11 protein-coding genes are annotated in these 15,869 nt (G+C 58.5%); all 11 read left to right on the forward strand.

What is annotated here, in order from left to right; all coding sequences use genetic code 11:
- The 11 genes from JQ567_RS22835 to JQ567_RS22885 all read left to right on the forward strand — a co-directional run bounded on the left by JQ567_RS22835 (nucleotide 1) and on the right by JQ567_RS22885 (nucleotide 15,601).
- Entirely contained in the window at nucleotides 1–633 is a 633-nt protein-coding gene (locus JQ567_RS22835) for a GNAT family N-acetyltransferase (protein WP_212440876.1), read from the forward strand.
- Nucleotides 634–653: 20 nt separating this feature from the next.
- The gene (locus tag JQ567_RS22840) at nucleotides 654–1,157 is read left to right on the forward strand and encodes a helix-turn-helix transcriptional regulator (protein ID WP_212440877.1); all 504 of its coding nucleotides are present in this window, start codon (nucleotides 654–656) and stop codon (nucleotides 1,155–1,157) included.
- Nucleotides 1,158–1,160: 3 nt separating this feature from the next.
- On the forward strand, nucleotides 1,161–2,087 hold the full coding sequence (locus JQ567_RS22845; protein ID WP_212440878.1) for an ImmA/IrrE family metallo-endopeptidase: 927 nt from the start codon (nucleotides 1,161–1,163) through the stop codon (nucleotides 2,085–2,087).
- Nucleotides 2,088–2,425: 338 nt separating this feature from the next.
- Entirely contained in the window at nucleotides 2,426–3,049 is a 624-nt protein-coding gene (locus JQ567_RS22850; protein ID WP_212440879.1) for a hypothetical protein, read from the forward strand.
- Nucleotides 3,031–3,357: a hypothetical protein gene (locus JQ567_RS22855; RefSeq protein WP_212440880.1), complete on the forward strand. Its 327-nt coding sequence runs from the start codon at nucleotides 3,031–3,033 to the stop codon at nucleotides 3,355–3,357. Before JQ567_RS22850 ends, JQ567_RS22855 begins: the two co-directional genes overlap by 19 nt.
- Nucleotides 3,358–3,718: 361 nt before the next feature.
- Nucleotides 3,719–4,438 carry a hypothetical protein gene (locus JQ567_RS22860; protein WP_212440881.1) on the forward strand — a complete coding sequence of 240 codons (720 nt, stop codon included), beginning with the start codon at nucleotides 3,719–3,721 and terminating at the stop codon, nucleotides 4,436–4,438.
- A gap of 137 nt (nucleotides 4,439–4,575) precedes the next feature.
- The gene (locus JQ567_RS22865; protein WP_212440882.1) at nucleotides 4,576–6,069 is read left to right on the forward strand and encodes a hypothetical protein; all 1,494 of its coding nucleotides are present in this window, start codon (nucleotides 4,576–4,578) and stop codon (nucleotides 6,067–6,069) included.
- 243 nt (nucleotides 6,070–6,312) lie between these two features.
- A complete protein-coding gene (locus tag JQ567_RS22870) occupies nucleotides 6,313–8,631 on the forward strand; it encodes a TerB N-terminal domain-containing protein (RefSeq protein WP_249165636.1) in 2,319 nt (772 codons plus the stop codon).
- Nucleotides 8,628–9,944, forward strand: coding sequence for an ATP-binding protein (locus JQ567_RS22875; protein WP_212440884.1), 1,317 nt, complete (start codon nucleotides 8,628–8,630; stop codon nucleotides 9,942–9,944). Before JQ567_RS22870 ends, JQ567_RS22875 begins: the two co-directional genes overlap by 4 nt.
- Complete coding sequence (locus tag JQ567_RS22880) at nucleotides 9,913–12,147, forward strand: DEAD/DEAH box helicase (protein WP_212440885.1); 2,235 nt, start codon at nucleotides 9,913–9,915, stop codon at nucleotides 12,145–12,147. The genes JQ567_RS22875 and JQ567_RS22880 overlap by 32 nt, the downstream gene beginning before the upstream one ends.
- 55 nt (nucleotides 12,148–12,202) lie before the next feature.
- Complete coding sequence (locus JQ567_RS22885) at nucleotides 12,203–15,601, forward strand: TM0106 family RecB-like putative nuclease (protein ID WP_212440886.1); 3,399 nt, start codon at nucleotides 12,203–12,205, stop codon at nucleotides 15,599–15,601.
- The last annotated feature ends 268 nt before the right edge of the window (nucleotides 15,602–15,869 follow it).

Below are 15,869 nucleotides of genomic sequence, written 5' to 3' on the forward strand. Positions count from 1 at the left end.
ATGAGCGGCGCTCTCGGAGCCTATCCGCTCAAAGACCGACGTACCGGCAAAGAAGTCGACGCGATCCTTTGGCAGTCGATAGAACAACGGCACGTCGATGACGTTATCAAAAAATGGAAACCAATCTTCGATGCCCGGTTGACCGAGCTTCGCAGTCGGGGCGCGGTGACGGCGGAGATTGCGGCCGAGCACAATCTCCAAGATGCTTGCTGGCAGTGGGCAGAGAAGGTTGAAGAGCGGAAGGGAGAATTGGCTTGGGCCTCATTCGCGGTTGAGGCCGAAGGTGTTACCCAGGGACTCATGTTCACACGCGTGGGGACGGACGTGCGCGCGCGAGAGGCATCTCAGCGAAATCAATATATCGTCGAAATCGACCTGCTTGCGATCGCTCCATGGAATCGGTTTCGGCTCGTGCCTACTCCGCAATTCAAGGGGATCGGTCGTCTGCTTCTGGCGACGGCCATAAGCCTAAGTTTTAGCGAAGAGTTCGCGGGCCGGATAGGACTGCACGCACTTCCACAAGCGGACACTTGGTACAGGGACGTCTGCGGAATGACTGATCTTGGGGTCGATAACACGAGAATGAGGTACTTCGAGATGACCGAGGCGCAAGCCCGCGCGTTTATTCAATAAGCAGCAGAAAGGAGCGACAAATGGAAATGCTAATCTCTCCGGACTGGCTCCGGCGCAAAGTTGAATCGGATCCGGACGTGGACACTGATGCGGGCCCGTCCATCAAGCTGTTGGAAGCGATCGGCATGTTTCTTCCTGCCGAACTGATCCCGGTCGAAGAGAATAAGGTTGTTCGCGTCGTGGAGGCATTTGGCGTACTCGCACGTCAGCTACGCCGTCAGAAGCAATGGACAATCGAAGAATTAGCCAAGAGGGCTCGGGTCGATGCCGAGGATTTGCGTCAGATCGAGCGCGATCCCCATTACAGACCGCGTCCTCGCGTCGTTCATCAACTCTCCGCGGTATACGGAGTGCCGGAACGGCCTTTGATGAAATTGTCGGGTGCAACCATAACCACGGATCATGATTTCGAAGAAAAGGCCATGCGCTTTGCCGCGAAATCCGACGATATGTCCAAGCTCAGCCGAGAAGAGCAGCAAGCCTTAAACGAATACGTAAAGTATCTTATCGAAAAGGCGACTTGATCTATGATCAACGAGGGGATTGGCGAGTACGAAGCGGACGATATCCGTAAGATCGTAACGCGGATCCTCCAGGACCTGGGCAATCCTGAGCCCCCTCTCAGCCTTGCCCACGTTCGCGCTCTTCTCGATCTCAACATCGGCTACTACAGCACGGCTAACACCACCCTGCTTCAAGACGTTGCTGCACGCATGAAGGTGGCAGGTAAGCAAGTCCTGCAGCGGCCGATGCTATTGGTCGAAGCGGTCACGAAAGCTAAACTCTCGGCGCTGTGGGTGCCCGACACGAAACGGATCCTTATTGACGAGGCCGTCCCCAAACCGAAACATCGCTGGATCGAAGGGCACGAAGTCGGTCACAGCGTCATTCCATGGCACCGGGAGTTCCTGTTCGGCGACAACGAGTATACGCTCGACCCTGTCTGCCACGCGATTGTCGAAGCCGAAGCAAACTATACTGCCTCGCAGCTGCTGTTCCTCCAGCAACGCTTCTCGCAGGAAGCTCGCGATGGGTCGCTAGAATTCAAAGCGATCAACGCAATTTCAAAGCGCTTTGGCAACACTCTGACGACCACATTCTGGCGCATGGTCGAAGATCGCGATCCCGATTCGCCGGTATTCGGAATGGTGACAGCTCACCCGCACTACCCGGAAATCGGTACAGGAGAGGACGGCAAGTCCATCCGGTATTTTATCCGTTCCCGCGCATTTCGCGAGCGGTTCGGAGGAGTTGTTCCTGAAGCTGCCTACGCGTTGATTCAGCGGAATGCGACGCGTAGGAAGAGGGGACCCGTTTTCGACGCGACCGATGTGCTGCCAAACTCAAATGGTGAGCAATGCGAATTCCGGCTTGAGAGCTTTTGCAACACGCACGCCTTGCTAACATTCGGCGTGTTCGTCAGGATAAAACCAAGCATGGTTATTCAATTTTAGCAAAGCGTTGCTGCCGTATCGCCAGCAGGCCGCCGACGTAGTCAGCCCGCACACACGGTCAGACAGGTGGTCGCGCTGGTCGAATCCCTTCACCCGAGGCCGTGGGGGGTATGGTATGAAGTGGCTCTGGTCTACGGCAATCCTCGTTGCAGGCATTTCACCGTCGTTGGCGGCTTCCGAGCCGCTACCCGAGATGCTGGACGAAATCATTGCCAAATATCGATCGGCATCGGGAGAGATTTGATTGGACCCGCCTTAGGCTGGATCTCGCTGCCCGCACGCGAGCTTCGGTCGAAAGCCGTACCGTCGTGAGCAGCGCGGGCCCCGCGGATCGTCCGTTGGCACCCAGGGTCAGCCTGGCGCCGGTGGTGCCTCTGTCGTTCGACACGCGTCCGCATGGCGTCCTGCTGCTCCGCGATGCTTATTCGAACCAGACCTTCATTTCAGAGCAAGACAAGCTCAGCGACAACGGCGCCTCCCTGACTTACACGGGAAACGAAATCGCAAAGACTCATGTCATTGCGGGGAAGGGAGCCCTGTTGTACGCGATGGATCAATGGTTGGCGCCGACCACTATCGATCCCAACGTGATACGATTGGCCCATTACAGCTTGGTGCCGGGCCTCGAGTGGGACATCAAGTCCCAGAAGAGGATCGACAATTTCGGTGGCTCCGTCTCCGCAATGTTCGGAAGCGAGTTCCTGGTCCGGACTCCGTGGTTCGATGCTTCGGAGCTACACCACCGACGTTTCCTCCGGAAAGGCGCAAGTGTACGGCAGCGAACTGACGTGGCAGCCCGTTCTGCTCAACAAATAGCAACGACCAGGCGACTCAACCGCCAACTGGACATGTGGATGCAGTTCGTCCCCACGCTCAACGCTAATTTCTCCCATGTGGGTGTCAGTGGAGATTTCGCCAATCTGGTGCAAGATCGAGATTACTTGTGGCCGGCACCGAACTAAGCGGGAGACTCTTTTTTCAAAGCGGACCCTTGGCACCCTACAGCCTCTTCGCGAAGTACTATTTCCTCTACGACACCCTCCATCGTGGCGCGCAGAACATCGATTATACGCAGGTCGGCGGTTCGGCGAAATTGCTGAAATGGCAGAATCCGGAACGAGAAACGGAGACGGCTGATCTTTCGCTGACGGTTCGGTACACCAAGGGTACGTCGCTTCGGACTCTCGAGAGGAACGATGAAGTCTATGCCGGACTGACGTTGAAGCTGGGTAGTCTTCCCACAGCGCCGGAAGTAAAAGCGGGCAACTGAGATCGACATCGTCGGTAGGAGAAATGATTCGGTGAAGTAGTGAAGGATGCACTCGCATCAATGATTCGTATCATGAGATGGTTGCCTGCATCGATGACCGCGCGTATACGCGGTTCCCCTGTCGTGTTTTGAGCGAATCGGCCTCGACATGAAATCTAGACACTGGAATACGGTCAGCGACTCGCATCTACTGTCGGTCGAATTGACGACGGACGATCCCGAGTTGCTCGACGACTTGGTCACTTTCGTACCGAGGGGCGATGGCGTCCCGTTCGTGGAATTCGCGTACGACCTCCGTGGACTCGAGAGAACGAAGCTTCGGTGCGCCCATTGTCACCAGCGGCACCTTGCAGGGGTGGTCGTGAACAAGACGGGCCAGCGCTTTCTCGTGGGCCATGTCTGCGGAGCCCACATCTATGGCACGAACTTCGCATTCTTGAAGAAGGACTACGACGCGGCCGTTATTCGGCAGGATATTCTGAGGCGGATGGCGAGCATCCGTGGCGTCTTGTCTCCGTTTCTCGATTGGTTGGAAGTGTTCTCGGCGTCGGGAGTGTTCGAGCGATACGACAGGTTCAAGCAGCAATTCGGCCGCAATATGCCGTGGCTGCGAGATCAGCTTAAGTGGCACACGAACAACGCGGGCGGTCAGATTGGGGAAATTGCGCTTCCCGCGACGCTGTTCGACGGTTTCACCGATCCTCACCTCGGATTCAAAAATTTGGCGGCGGAAGTTTCCAAGAACGCGCTTCTCGCGATCGGGAAGATAGAGATCGAGAAGGATACCGCGGTGGTGATCGAGCGTTTGCAGTCCTTACTTGCGAAAGTCGAACCAGCAGTCGATCAACTCCGGGAACTTGAAGATTTCTTCCAGCCGGTGCTGCTTTCGTCGATTTGCGAGTGGGGCACCCGCAAGGACGCGAAGGGTCGCTACGAGCCCGGTTTGATGAGCATTGCGCGGCATGAAGGCAAGCAAACCGCGATCGTCAGAATGCCCGGAGGGTATTCGTTGCCGGATATTTCGGCCTTGATTGCGTTTCGGGCGGCGATCTCAGGCCTCTCGCAAAGACGAGATAGGTAGACTCGCTAGGAGGCGGTATGATGAGAGCTCTGTATCTGACGGTGATGGAGCGCCCGGAAACATTCAATCTGGTGCCGCAGCAGCTTTACGCGATTATCTCCGCACGGAGCAGCAATTGCTTTAAACTGGCGTAAATCATGGGTTCAGCCAAGGCGAAGAGAAAACAGCGAGAACAGGATCACCTGCTTTCGAAGCCGATCCCGCTGGCTCGCTTCGATCTGTATGCTCTGGGAACGCGCAAGTCGATAGCCCGGGTATTGTGCGAAGAGCTTTCCTGGTGGTCCGATGCCAATGAGCGGATCGTCGGCCTGGTATTTCGAGATACACAGGATAACGACTACGGCTGGCAGATTCTGGCGCGCGACAGAGTAGGGCGGTTCCGTTCGGTCAAACTCGAGCACAGCCTTCGCAGCCAAGAATACGCTACCGTCGGACTTCGCGATACAATCGCCGTGACGCTGAAAGACGACGATATCGACGAACTGGGCGATCAAGGTGACGAACCCAATGAGCCGGTCGACTTATTGAGGATCCCCATCGATGCAGACCCGGCAAAACGGCATCCTTACTTCGTGGAGCTTGCAGATCGTCCCGGCCGCGCACCGGCGCGTGCCGTGGCAAAGGAAATCGGTCCGTGGCTCGCTCCATCCGACCCGCATTTCGTTCAGGAATTCCAGTTCAAGCAATTCGATCAGCGGCTTTGGGAGCTATACCTCTGGGCCGCCTTCCGCGAACTCGGATTCGACGTCACTCAACTGGAGAGCCCTGACTTCAAGTGTCTTGCGCCGGGAATCGAGTTTACGGTCGAGGCGACGACCGTGGCTCCCTCCGAGACCGGTCCGCTCGCCGTCCATCCCGACCCGCAGACGCCTGAGGAGATGGAAGCGTTTCTCACCGGTTACATGCCTATAAAATTTGGCTCCGTCTTGATGAGCAAGCTGAACAAGACGGATGCTCAAGGCCGCCACTATTGGGAGCGGGAAGAGACCAAAGACAAGCCGTTCGTGCTTGCCCTTGCGGATTTTCACAAGCGGGCGGAGCAGGACCGGCCAGGCTCGATGACGTTCAGCCACGCCGCTCTTTGGCCCTATCTGTACGGGCATAGAGTGGAATGGGAATTGGTTGATGGCCAATTGAAGACGCAGGCTATCAGGAACGGAACGCATACGTTCGGCATGAAGACTATTCCTTCCGGCTTCTTCGATCAGCCTGGGGCGGAGAATGTTTCCGCGGTTCTCTTTTCGAACGCCGGTACCATCGCGAAGTTCGATCGAATTGGCGTCGTTGCGGGTTTTGGCGCAGCTGCACATAGGTACTACCGCATGGGCTTCAAATATGATCCTGATCCGAATGCCGTGCGAGGCAAGCCTTTCCACGTCGATGTCGCCTCGCCGGAGTACTCGGAGGGGTGGTCGGATGAACTGCAGATATTCCACAATCCGAACGCCAAGATCCCCCTCGACCACGCCTGGCTCAGCGGACTCGCGCAATTCTACTTCAAGGACGACGAGGAGTTTTCGCTCATTCCGGACCATCACGTGTGGTCGTCGCTGACGATGCTGGTAAGGCTTATCGGAGAGAAAGCCGACGACGACCAAGAGGGCTTCGAAGACAAGTCGATCATCTCGTGAGTCCTGCCGACAAGTCTCGATCCGGGTTCCTCCCGGCGACTGCTCGACCATTTTGGGGTCAACGCGGGATCCGACGAACTTTTCGTTTTTTCGTAGTGATTCCTACCACATACAACGTTTGCTCACGGTTGTGGGCCGTGCAAATATCGCGCGGTGGCGCTAGGGCGGCGCCGGAGGCTGGAAATCACGGTTCGGGGCATGGGGCGGCGGCGGGGCAAATCTTCTCAGGATGGCACGATCTTTTTGGTCGTTTTCGTTGCTTTGGTCGCTGCGGTCGGGGCGGTCTATCGGTTTATTGTCTACCATGCCCAGGCGATTGCCGCCTTCGCCCTTGTTTGCTCTGGCATTCTTCTCCTTGCCTATGTCGTTTCAAGGTTCAGATCCGGAAAGGCAGGACTCCCCCAGAGGACGCCGGAACCGCGACTTGTCGCCAGCGCGGGGAGAGCCTCCGACCGCCCGTCGCGTGCCAGCGACAAGCCTGCCGTCTGGATACCCGCATCCGAACGAGTGAAAGTCGGAAGCACCGAAATCGGGGGCGGGCTTTTTTATTTCGGCGCCTGGATACCTCTTGATGGCGCCGGCACGGACCAGTACGCGATCAATCCAACTCTTCCGGCGTCCAGCAGGACTGCGGATGTCGAAGGCCAGACAATGTCGTATTGGCCGTCGTATGCAAGAATGTCTCCAGATGCACGCCGTGCCTTTCTCGATTGGATGGCCGGCGGAAGGCGGCATCCGGCCTACGGCATCGGTCATGTCTTCATGTTCTTTTATGGACTTGAGCATCGCGTATTCGTCGAACGAGGCGACGATGCGTCGTTGCTCATCCGGGAAGTCGAGAGACTGCTTGCCGTCTACGGCTCCAACAATTCGTTCCGAACGTACGCGACCAATTTCCTGGCCCTAGCAACGATCGCTAGTGGAATGCGTCCTGAACTTCCGGCGCTGTCTCCGGAGCGAGCTGCAGGCCCGGAAATGGACGTCGCCACGCAAGTTCATCTTGGCGAACGGCTTGCCCAATCGCCAGCGTTGTCCGCCGAGGATGCGTTGCGATGGGTCCTTGCGACGCCGGACACGTACCTTCGCACTCCCGCAGTTCGTTGCTTCAACGAATTCGTCGAGCTTTGGGGATTGCGGTTCGAGCAACGATTTGTCGGAGGGCTCGTCATTCGTCCGACGGCAGGCATTTCGTTGCGATACCGGGCCGCGAGCGCAGCATTCGAGGTAGAGGTCCGCGGCCCGCACGAAAGGCACGGAGACATCAGCACGGTAACGGAAGTGCTGGCGGACCTGCGCACGATGATCGCCGATTGCACCGATGAACTGGATGCATTCAGCCGTTTGGTCGGCCGCAAGCCATCCGCGCGGAACTCGATGGCGGCGGCCGCTCTACTCCCCGCCGACATGCAGCGTTCGACGACTTCTGGTCCCATCGCCGATTTTCGGGAGCGCGTCGAGACGGTTATGGGCAGCCAGGGCCGCGGAAGCAGCACTGCTCAAGTGTTCTTTGAGATGGCGGGCATCGACATTCCCGCCGACGGCAAGATCCCTGCAACGTCGGCCGACGAACTCGGGCGGGCGCTAGACACCATAGGGGTGGCCATCGAACCGGACCGCCGATACGGCAGCACCGTTCCCCGCGCAGATGAGCAGGTATTCGTATTCAAGGCTCCAAACGGAGGTCCGGTCGATCCGACGCGATCTCCGTTTCGCGCAATGAGGGCGCAGGTCGAAGTCGCGGTTCTTGCCGCTGCGGCCGACGGAGATGCTTCTTACGAAGAACTTCAGCGCGCAATTGCGCGAATTCGCGACGATACTGATCTTTCTGGAGTGGAACAGGCGAGACTGATCGCATTCGCCGTGACGACTTTCAATAGTCCGCCGAAGCAGGCGCGCGTGATGCGCAAGCTCGCTGAAACCAGTCAGAGCGAACGCCAGGCGATCGCAGATGCCGCCGTCTCGGTGATAGGAGGCAATCCGAATGTCGATGCAAGCGAGGTCAAATTCCTGGAGCGACTTCACAAATCTCTCGGCCTGCCAAAGGAGAATGTCTACGCGAGCCTCCACCGGGTCACCGCTGCGAAGTCGGACGAGCCCGTCTCCATCAGCGAAGAAATGCGGATCCCGGGCATACCCATACCAAAGAGCGAACCGTCAAAGGCGCCGCCATCCTCCGCAAGTCGCATCAACATCAATGCTGCACGATTGGAACGGACCCGTCGGGAAACCGAGGAAGTATCGGTATTGCTTTCCGGCATTTTTGCCGAGGAGACGGTCGCGGTTCCGCCGGCGGCTACGTCCCAACAGGTCGCCGCATTCGAAGGACTAGACGGGCCGCATACCGAACTGGTGGAGTTGCTGGAATTGCGCGGGTCGATGACGCGGTCGGAGTTCGAGCGGCACGCAAAAGAGATACGATTGCTGCCGGACGGCGCCATCGAGCGTATCAATGATTGGTCGTTCGACCATTTCGACGAACCGCTGATCGAAGACGGCGACGAAGTGGTCGTTAGCCCGCATCTGCGCGGACGGATCGCCGAGATGAAAGAGAAAGCTGCATGACCAAGTCGGCCAAGACCATCCGACCCCGGGAACGGGACACCATCATCCAGGCATTGTCGGCCGGCGTCGTTCCGCGCGTGGGATTGGCGCATATCCAGGTCGGACGCGCCGGGGAAATCGCGGCAATGCTACGCGACATCGACCGGATCGCAGATGCAGGGGCGGCGGTGAGGTTCGTCATAGGAGAGTACGGCGCTGGCAAGACGTTCTTCGCGAGCATCGTCCGGCTCATCGCTCTCGAACGCAAGTGCGTGACAATGCATGCCGACCTTTCGCCGAACAGGCGGATACATGCGAGCGGCGGCCAGGCGCGGGCGCTCTACGCCGAAGCCGTGAACAATATGGCCACGCGGAACAAACCCGAAGGCGGCGCGCTGCAGAGCGTAATCGAGCGGCTAGTGACCGACGCTGCGAAGGAGGCCGGGGAGAAAGGAATGCCCGTAGAGAGCCTGATCGATCAGAAGCTCGCCCCGATTACTCAATTCGTCGGGGGGTACGACTTTGCCACGGTCTTGAAGGCGTATTGGCGGGGCAGCGAGGAATCCAATGATGCCTTAAAGGAAGCCGCGGTACGTTGGATGCGCGGGGAATACTCGACCAAAACGGACGCCAGAAAGGATCTTGGCGTGAGGACGATCGTCGACGATGACAACGTTTACGATTGTCTCAAGTCGTTGGCCTGCCTGGTTCGGGTTGCGGGATATTCGGGCCTCCTGGTGATGTTCGACGAGATGGCCAACATCTACAAGCTTCAGAATTCCCAAGCTCGAAAACAGAATTACGAACAACTCCTCGATATCGTGAACGATTCACTCCAGGGGACCACGTCCGGGCTCGGGTTCATCATGTGCGGCACACCCGAGTTCCTGTTGGATACCCGTCGCGGGCTTTTCAGTTACGAGGCGCTCCAGTCCAGGCTCGCGGAAAATACATTCGCGAAAGATGGACTCGTCGATCTATCGGGGCCCGTCATTCGGCTCCAAAGCCTTACGCCGGAGGACCTACTCGTGCTGCTCGGCAATATCAGGATGGTATTTGCGAGCGGCGATCCATCCAAATTTCTCGTTCCCGATGAGGCGCTCACCGCCTTCATGGAGCACTGCGACAGCAAGATCGGAGAGGCGTATTTTCGTACTCCGAGATCCACGGTGAAGGCATTCGTCCACATGCTGTCGGTGCTCGAGCAGAATCCAGGCACCCGTTGGCATGACCTCCTCGATCGAATTCCGATCGCACCGGATGCTCCGGACCAAGCGGCTCCCGAAGAGAACGGAGACGGCGATGAACTCACCAGCCTCCGACTCAACTCTTGAACGCGCGTATGAAAGACTTCATCCGACGATCCGCCGCTGGATCAGGGATCAAGGTTGGGACGAACTGCGGGAAATCCAGGCACGCACCGTCATCTCGGTGTTGGACGGCGATCGCGACATCCTGATTGCAGCGACGACTGCAGCGGGAAAAACGGAAGCGGCGTTTCTACCGATCCTCACCAGCGTAGCGGACAGGAAAGAGCCTGGCTTTTCGGTTCTTTACGTAAGTCCGTTGAAAGCCCTGATCAACGATCAGTTCAAGCGATTGGACGACCTGTGCGAGAATATGGCCATTCCGGTCGTGAAATGGCATGGGGACGCCCCGCAGTCCGAAAAGAAGAAGGCGCTGTCCAAACCGCAGGGCGTGGCGCTCATTACGCCCGAGTCGATAGAGGCCATGTTCACGCGACGCCCGGCCGACGCGAAGCGTCTCCTGTCGGGAGCAGCTTTCATCGTGATAGACGAAGTCCATTCCTTTCTGCAGGGGCCGCGGGGCCTTCACGTTGCCAGTCTCCTTCGCCGGATCGACGCGATGTCGCAACGACCGGCCAGACGTATCGGCCTGTCGGCAACCATCGGCGACCTTCCGCAAGCCGCCGCATGGCTGCGTCCTGCGACGCCTGAAGCCGTTGAAATTCTGGAGGCGAGATCCGACGCTCCCGAACTGCGGCTCCAGGTCAGGGGTTACGTGGAGCCTCCGGAATTGGACGATCCAGATCATGCTGAAGGAGCAGCAGGGGCCGAGGAGGCGCCCAGAAAGATAGCTCTCGACGGTATTGCGGATCACCTCTTTGAGACGCTTCGCGGGACAAACAATCTGGTCTTTGGAGGTTCACGTCGGACCGTCGAATCTGCTGCGGATCGGCTCAGGAGGCGGTGCGAAAAGGCCAGCGTACCGAATGAGTTCTTTCCTCATCACGGTAGCCTTTCGAAGTCGCTGAGGGAGGAACTCGAGGATCGCTTGAAGGACGGGAAACTGCCCACGACGGCCATTTGCACGTCGACCTTGGAACTCGGGGTCGACATCGGCTCTGTGAAATCCGTTGCCCAGATCGGAGCGCCAAGATCGCTATCCTCGTTGAAGCAACGCTTGGGGAGAACGGGTCGACGAAGAGGCACGCCTTCGGTTCTTCGGGTGTACCTTCGCGAACCAAATATTGATCGCAAGTCCGGAATTCTGGACCGGTTACGGCCAAATACGATCCGCTCGGTAGCGGTCGTGCGGCTGCTCCTCGAAAGATTCGTCGAACCGGCCAGCCAGAGTCCCGAGGTCGCATCGACGCTGATCCATCAAATACTGTCCGTCATCGCCGAGCGTGGGGGAATAAGAGTTCGACCTTTGTACGATTTGTTGTGCGGTCCGGGTCCGTTCTCCTCGATTTCGACGGCGGAATTCGCGGACCTCCTGCGGAACCTTGCGTCCCAGACAGTTCAGTTTATCGAACAGTCGCCAGACGGGATACTCATGTTGGCGGAAAAAGGCGAACTGATCGTCCAGTCGCGCAACTTCTTCGCCGTTTTCGAGTCGGCCGATGAATGGAGATTGACCGTCGGCGGTCGAACGCTGGGTACGCTGCCAATCTCGTTCCCGGTCCACAAGGACAGCCTGGTGGTCTTCGCGGGCCAACGCTGGATAGTGCAGGACCTCGACGAAAAGACTAATACGTTGTTCGTGGCGCCACATCCCGGCGGTGTAGTGCCTCGGTTCGAGAGGGCCGATGGCGAGCGCCTGCATGACCGGTTGGCGCTCGAAATGCGGAAGGTCTATCTGTCTTCGGACGAGCCTCAATACCTCGACGACAAGGCGAAGGAGCTGTTGGCTGAGGGACGGGAGACCTTCCGCACTCTCGGCCTCGAAACCGTGAGGGTAGTACAGGAAGAAAAAGATATGCATGTTTTTCTTTGGCGCGGATCGCAGGCCACTGCGGTTTTCGGCGCCGCCGCCGCGATGGCGGGACTTCCGGGCGCCGTCCATGATCTCGGGCTCACACTCGCGAAGACCAATGCGACGGAAGCTTTACCCAGATTACGAGGGTTGGCGGCGGAAAATGCTATAGATACCGCAAAGATCGCCGCGTTCGTGGAGAACATAGCAGCGGGCAAATTCAGAGAACAGGTTCCGCAAGGCCTCGCCAGATCGCTATGGGCCAGACAAAATGCCGGAGAAATAAGCGAAGTATCCGCGATGGCGCGAAGCTTATAGCGGTGTCTCCACAGGACAAAGGCGGCGTCGAGGGCGCTGAAATACAGGGAAGCACATGCAACGGTTCGGAGCGGAACTTAACCTCAGTGCCGGCGACTTGGTGGGACATCTCAACTGTCGCTACTTGACCGAACTCGATCTCAAGGTAGCGAACGGCGAATTGGAGAGGCCCAAAGTATGGGATCCCGCCCTGGAAGTGCTGGCCGAGCGAGGCGAACTTCATGAGCAGGGGTTCATCGAACACCTCAAATCGGGTGGCTCGGCCATAACAGTCGTCGAAGGGATAGGCGTTGACGCCAAGTCGGTCGCGGCGACGATCGAAGCCATGGGCCGGGGCGATGCCATCATCGTTCAAGGTGCGCTTCAAGCCGGCAGGTGGAATGGTCGGGCCGATGTCCTCCGTCGAGTGGATACGCCCAGCTGGCTCGGAGCATGGTCCTACGAAGTGATCGACACCAAGCTCGCCCGGGAAACGAAGGGGAACACGATCCTGCAGATATCCCTTTACTCCAACCTCTTGGCGGAAACACAGAAGCTCGATCCGGCTTCGGCCTTCGTGGTCACGCCAGGTACGAATTTTGTGCCGGAAGCCTATCGGATCGCTGACTACGCAGCATATTACCGACACGTCCGAGGAAGCCTTGAACGGGCGGTGTCGTCGGGCGCGGTCGCTGGCGGCGCCTATCCAGACCCGATCGAGCACTGCGAGATCTGCCAATGGCGCCGCCGCTGCGACGAGAAAAGGCGAGGTGACGACCACCTTTCCCTTGTCGCGGGCATCAGCAAAACCCAGATCGCGGAATTGGCAAGGCGCGGCGTTCCGACTGTGGCCGCTCTTGCCGTGCTGGCCATTCCGCTCCCCTGGCGGCCCGATCGCGGTGCCGTCCAAAGCTACGAAAAGGTACGGGAGCAAGCGAGAATACAAGTCGATGGCCGGGCGAAGGGTCTTGTCTTGCACGAAACCCTGCCGCCGGTTCCGGGATTCGGTCTTGCACGTCTTCCCGAACCGTCGCCCGGCGACATCTTCTTCGATTTCGAGGGCGATCCATTCGTGGGTGACGGCGGTCTGGAATTCCTGTTCGGCTACGTCTACCTGGGAGCCGATGGATCGGAGCGGTACGTGGGTGACTGGGCCTCGAACCGACAGCATGAAAGAGCAGCGTTCGAGCGGTTCGTCGACTTCGTGACCGAGCGACTCAGAACCTTTCCCGATCTGCGTATCTATCACTACGCGCCATACGAACCCGCCGCCATGAAGCGCCTGATGGGCCGGTACGCCTCCCGCGAGAGCGAGGTCGACAATCTCCTGCGCTCTGAAACGTTCGTCGATCTCTACGCGGTCGTTCGGCACGGTATCCGCGCGAGCGTGGAAAGCTACTCGATTAAGAAGCTTGAGCCGCTCTACGCCTTCGCGCGGACCGTGCCATTGGAAGACGTCGGTGCGGTGATGGCGAGGACGCAGGCGCGTCTCGAAATGGCCGACCCGGACGGTATCGCGGAAGCGGATAAGGTTGCGATAATAGGCTACAACCGCGACGACTGTGCTTCCACGCGAGCATTGAGAAATTGGCTGGAGTCGGTCCGAGCCGAGCTAATCGCGGGAGGGGCGACGATAGAGCGGCCGTCCGCAGCGGCGGTAGAAATCAGCGAAGAGCTCGATGATTGGCAGAAAAGGGTCGCGGCGCTCGTCGCGCGGCTAACGGACGGCGTGCCCGACGACGTCGCCGAGCGAACAAGCAATCAGCAGGCCCGATGGCTCCTCGCTTTCATGTTGGATTGGCACGGTCGTGAGAACAAGGCCGTCTGGTGGGAGTATTTCCGTCTCCGCGATCTTTCTTCGGAGGATTTGCTGCACGAGCGCGCAGGCCTAGCCGATCTTACGTTCGTCAAACAGGTCGGAGGTACCGTCAAGGTGCCTATCCATCGCTATCAGTTCGCTCTGCAAGATACCGACATCCGAGCCGACAGCGAGCTTAGGAGCGTCGGGGGTGAAAAATTTGGCCGCGCCGTCGCCGTTTCATTCGATGATCGGACGATTGACGTCAAGAAGCGCGGCGATACGGCAGACTTTCATCCCGACGCGGTCTTTGCCCATAGCTTCGTGAATACCAAGGTACTTGCCGAGTCGTTGATGCGGATCGGGGAGTACGTGGCCGACCACGGCATGGAAGGTGACGGGGAGCATCGCGCCTGCCGCGATCTACTGCTCGCCGTCGCGCCGCGTCTTCGGGGGCAAGAAATCCAGTGCGATGGCGAAGCGATTCTTGCGACCGCGATCCGGATCGCCCGCAACCTGGATCGAAGCGTCTTCCCGGTGCAGGGACCACCCGGTGCAGGGAAAACGTTTACCGGCGCGAGAATGATTTGCACGCTGGCCGGAGAAGGCAAGAGAATCGGAATCACGGCCAATAGTCACAAGGTGATCCGCAATCTTTTCGACGGGGTCGTCGTGGCAACCGACGAGCAAGGGTTAAAGATCAAGTGCATTCAGAACGTGCCCGACAAGGAAAACGACCTTCCAGGTCTGCGGTTCACGACCGACAATTCTACCTTCTTGCAGGCTCTCGGTGCGGACTGCCAAGTGGGGGGCGGTACGGCATGGTTCTGGGCGCGACCCGACGCCAGGCTGTGCGTCGATGTCCTGTTCATCGACGAAGCTGCCCAGATGTCGCTGGCGAACGTATTGGCGGTATCGCAGGCCGCTGAAAGCGTCATTCTGCTGGGGGATCCGCGGCAACTTGAGCAGCCGATCAAGGGCAGTCATCCCGACGGTGTGGACGTTTCTGCGCTGGATCACATCCTCGGCTCACACGCCACGGTGCCGCCGGAACGGGGACTTTTCCTCGAGCAAACCTGGCGACTGCATCCGTCGATCTGTGCGTTCAACTCCGAGCTATTCTACGACGGTCGTCTGCGCGCCCAGCAGGGTCTCGAGAATCAACAGATCAAGTCTACGGGAAGGGTGAATGGCAACGGGCTCCGCTACCTCGGGGTAGATCATTCCGGCAACCAAAGCTCCTCGCCGGAAGAAGCCGACGAAGTTCGCGATCTGGTCGCGGAAATTCTTGGTACCGGCACAACATGGATTAACCGCAGCGGCGGAGAAGCGCCGATCGCATTGGACGACATATTGATCATCGCTCCCTACAATGCACAAGTGTTCGAGCTGCAGGAAAGGATACCCGGTGCTCGCATAGGCACGGTGGATAAATTCCAGGGCCAGGAAGCACCGATAGTGATCTACTCCATGACGACGTCGAGCCACGCGGACGCGCCTCGCGGCATGGAATTTCTCTACAGCGCGAACCGTTTGAACGTCGCGACGTCGCGAGCGAAATGCATCTGCATCGTCGTGGCCTCGCCGCGCTTGTTCGAGGCGGAATGCCGGACACCTAGGCAAATGCAGCTTGCGAATGCATTTTGCAGGTACCTGGAGCTCGCGGCCGAACTTTGAGGGTAGGCCAGCTTCAGTCGGTCGGCAGTTGTTCCATTAGATCGCTCCGTCCGATAGAGGCCCATGCTTGGCGAGCGGAACGCACACGCACAACCCTTTCCTTGCCAGTACGCATCTCTGCGAACCGATGGTGGATTTGGCCGATTCCAAGTGGATCATGACGGCCCATGCGGCAGAGCTGACGCCTCTGCTATTGGGCTTTAGCTCTGTCCGCCCTGCTCATTGCGGCCTGCACTGGCCGGTCGTGCTTCGCGACTAGTACCTGTCG

Origin of the sequence: Bradyrhizobium sp. AUGA SZCCT0431 (assembly GCF_018131065.1) — a bacterium.
Classification (GTDB): domain Bacteria; phylum Pseudomonadota; class Alphaproteobacteria; order Rhizobiales; family Xanthobacteraceae; genus Bradyrhizobium.

Bases quoted from the DNA above. Each gene is read 5' to 3' on its own strand.
- JQ567_RS22845 (WP_212440878.1), top strand. From the start codon at position 1,161: ATGATCAACGAGGGGATTGGCGAGTACGAAGCGGACGATATCCGTAAG.
- JQ567_RS22840 (WP_212440877.1), top strand. From the start codon at position 654: ATGGAAATGCTAATCTCTCCGGACTGGCTCCGGCGCAAAGTTGAATCG.
- JQ567_RS22865 (WP_212440882.1), top strand. From the start codon at position 4,576: ATGGGTTCAGCCAAGGCGAAGAGAAAACAGCGAGAACAGGATCACCTG.
- JQ567_RS22875 (WP_212440884.1), top strand. From the start codon at position 8,628: ATGACCAAGTCGGCCAAGACCATCCGACCCCGGGAACGGGACACCATC.
- JQ567_RS22835 (WP_212440876.1), top strand. From the start codon at position 1: ATGAGCGGCGCTCTCGGAGCCTATCCGCTCAAAGACCGACGTACCGGC.
- JQ567_RS22885 (WP_212440886.1), top strand. From the start codon at position 12,203: ATGCAACGGTTCGGAGCGGAACTTAACCTCAGTGCCGGCGACTTGGTG.
- JQ567_RS22880 (WP_212440885.1), top strand. From the start codon at position 9,913: ATGAACTCACCAGCCTCCGACTCAACTCTTGAACGCGCGTATGAAAGA.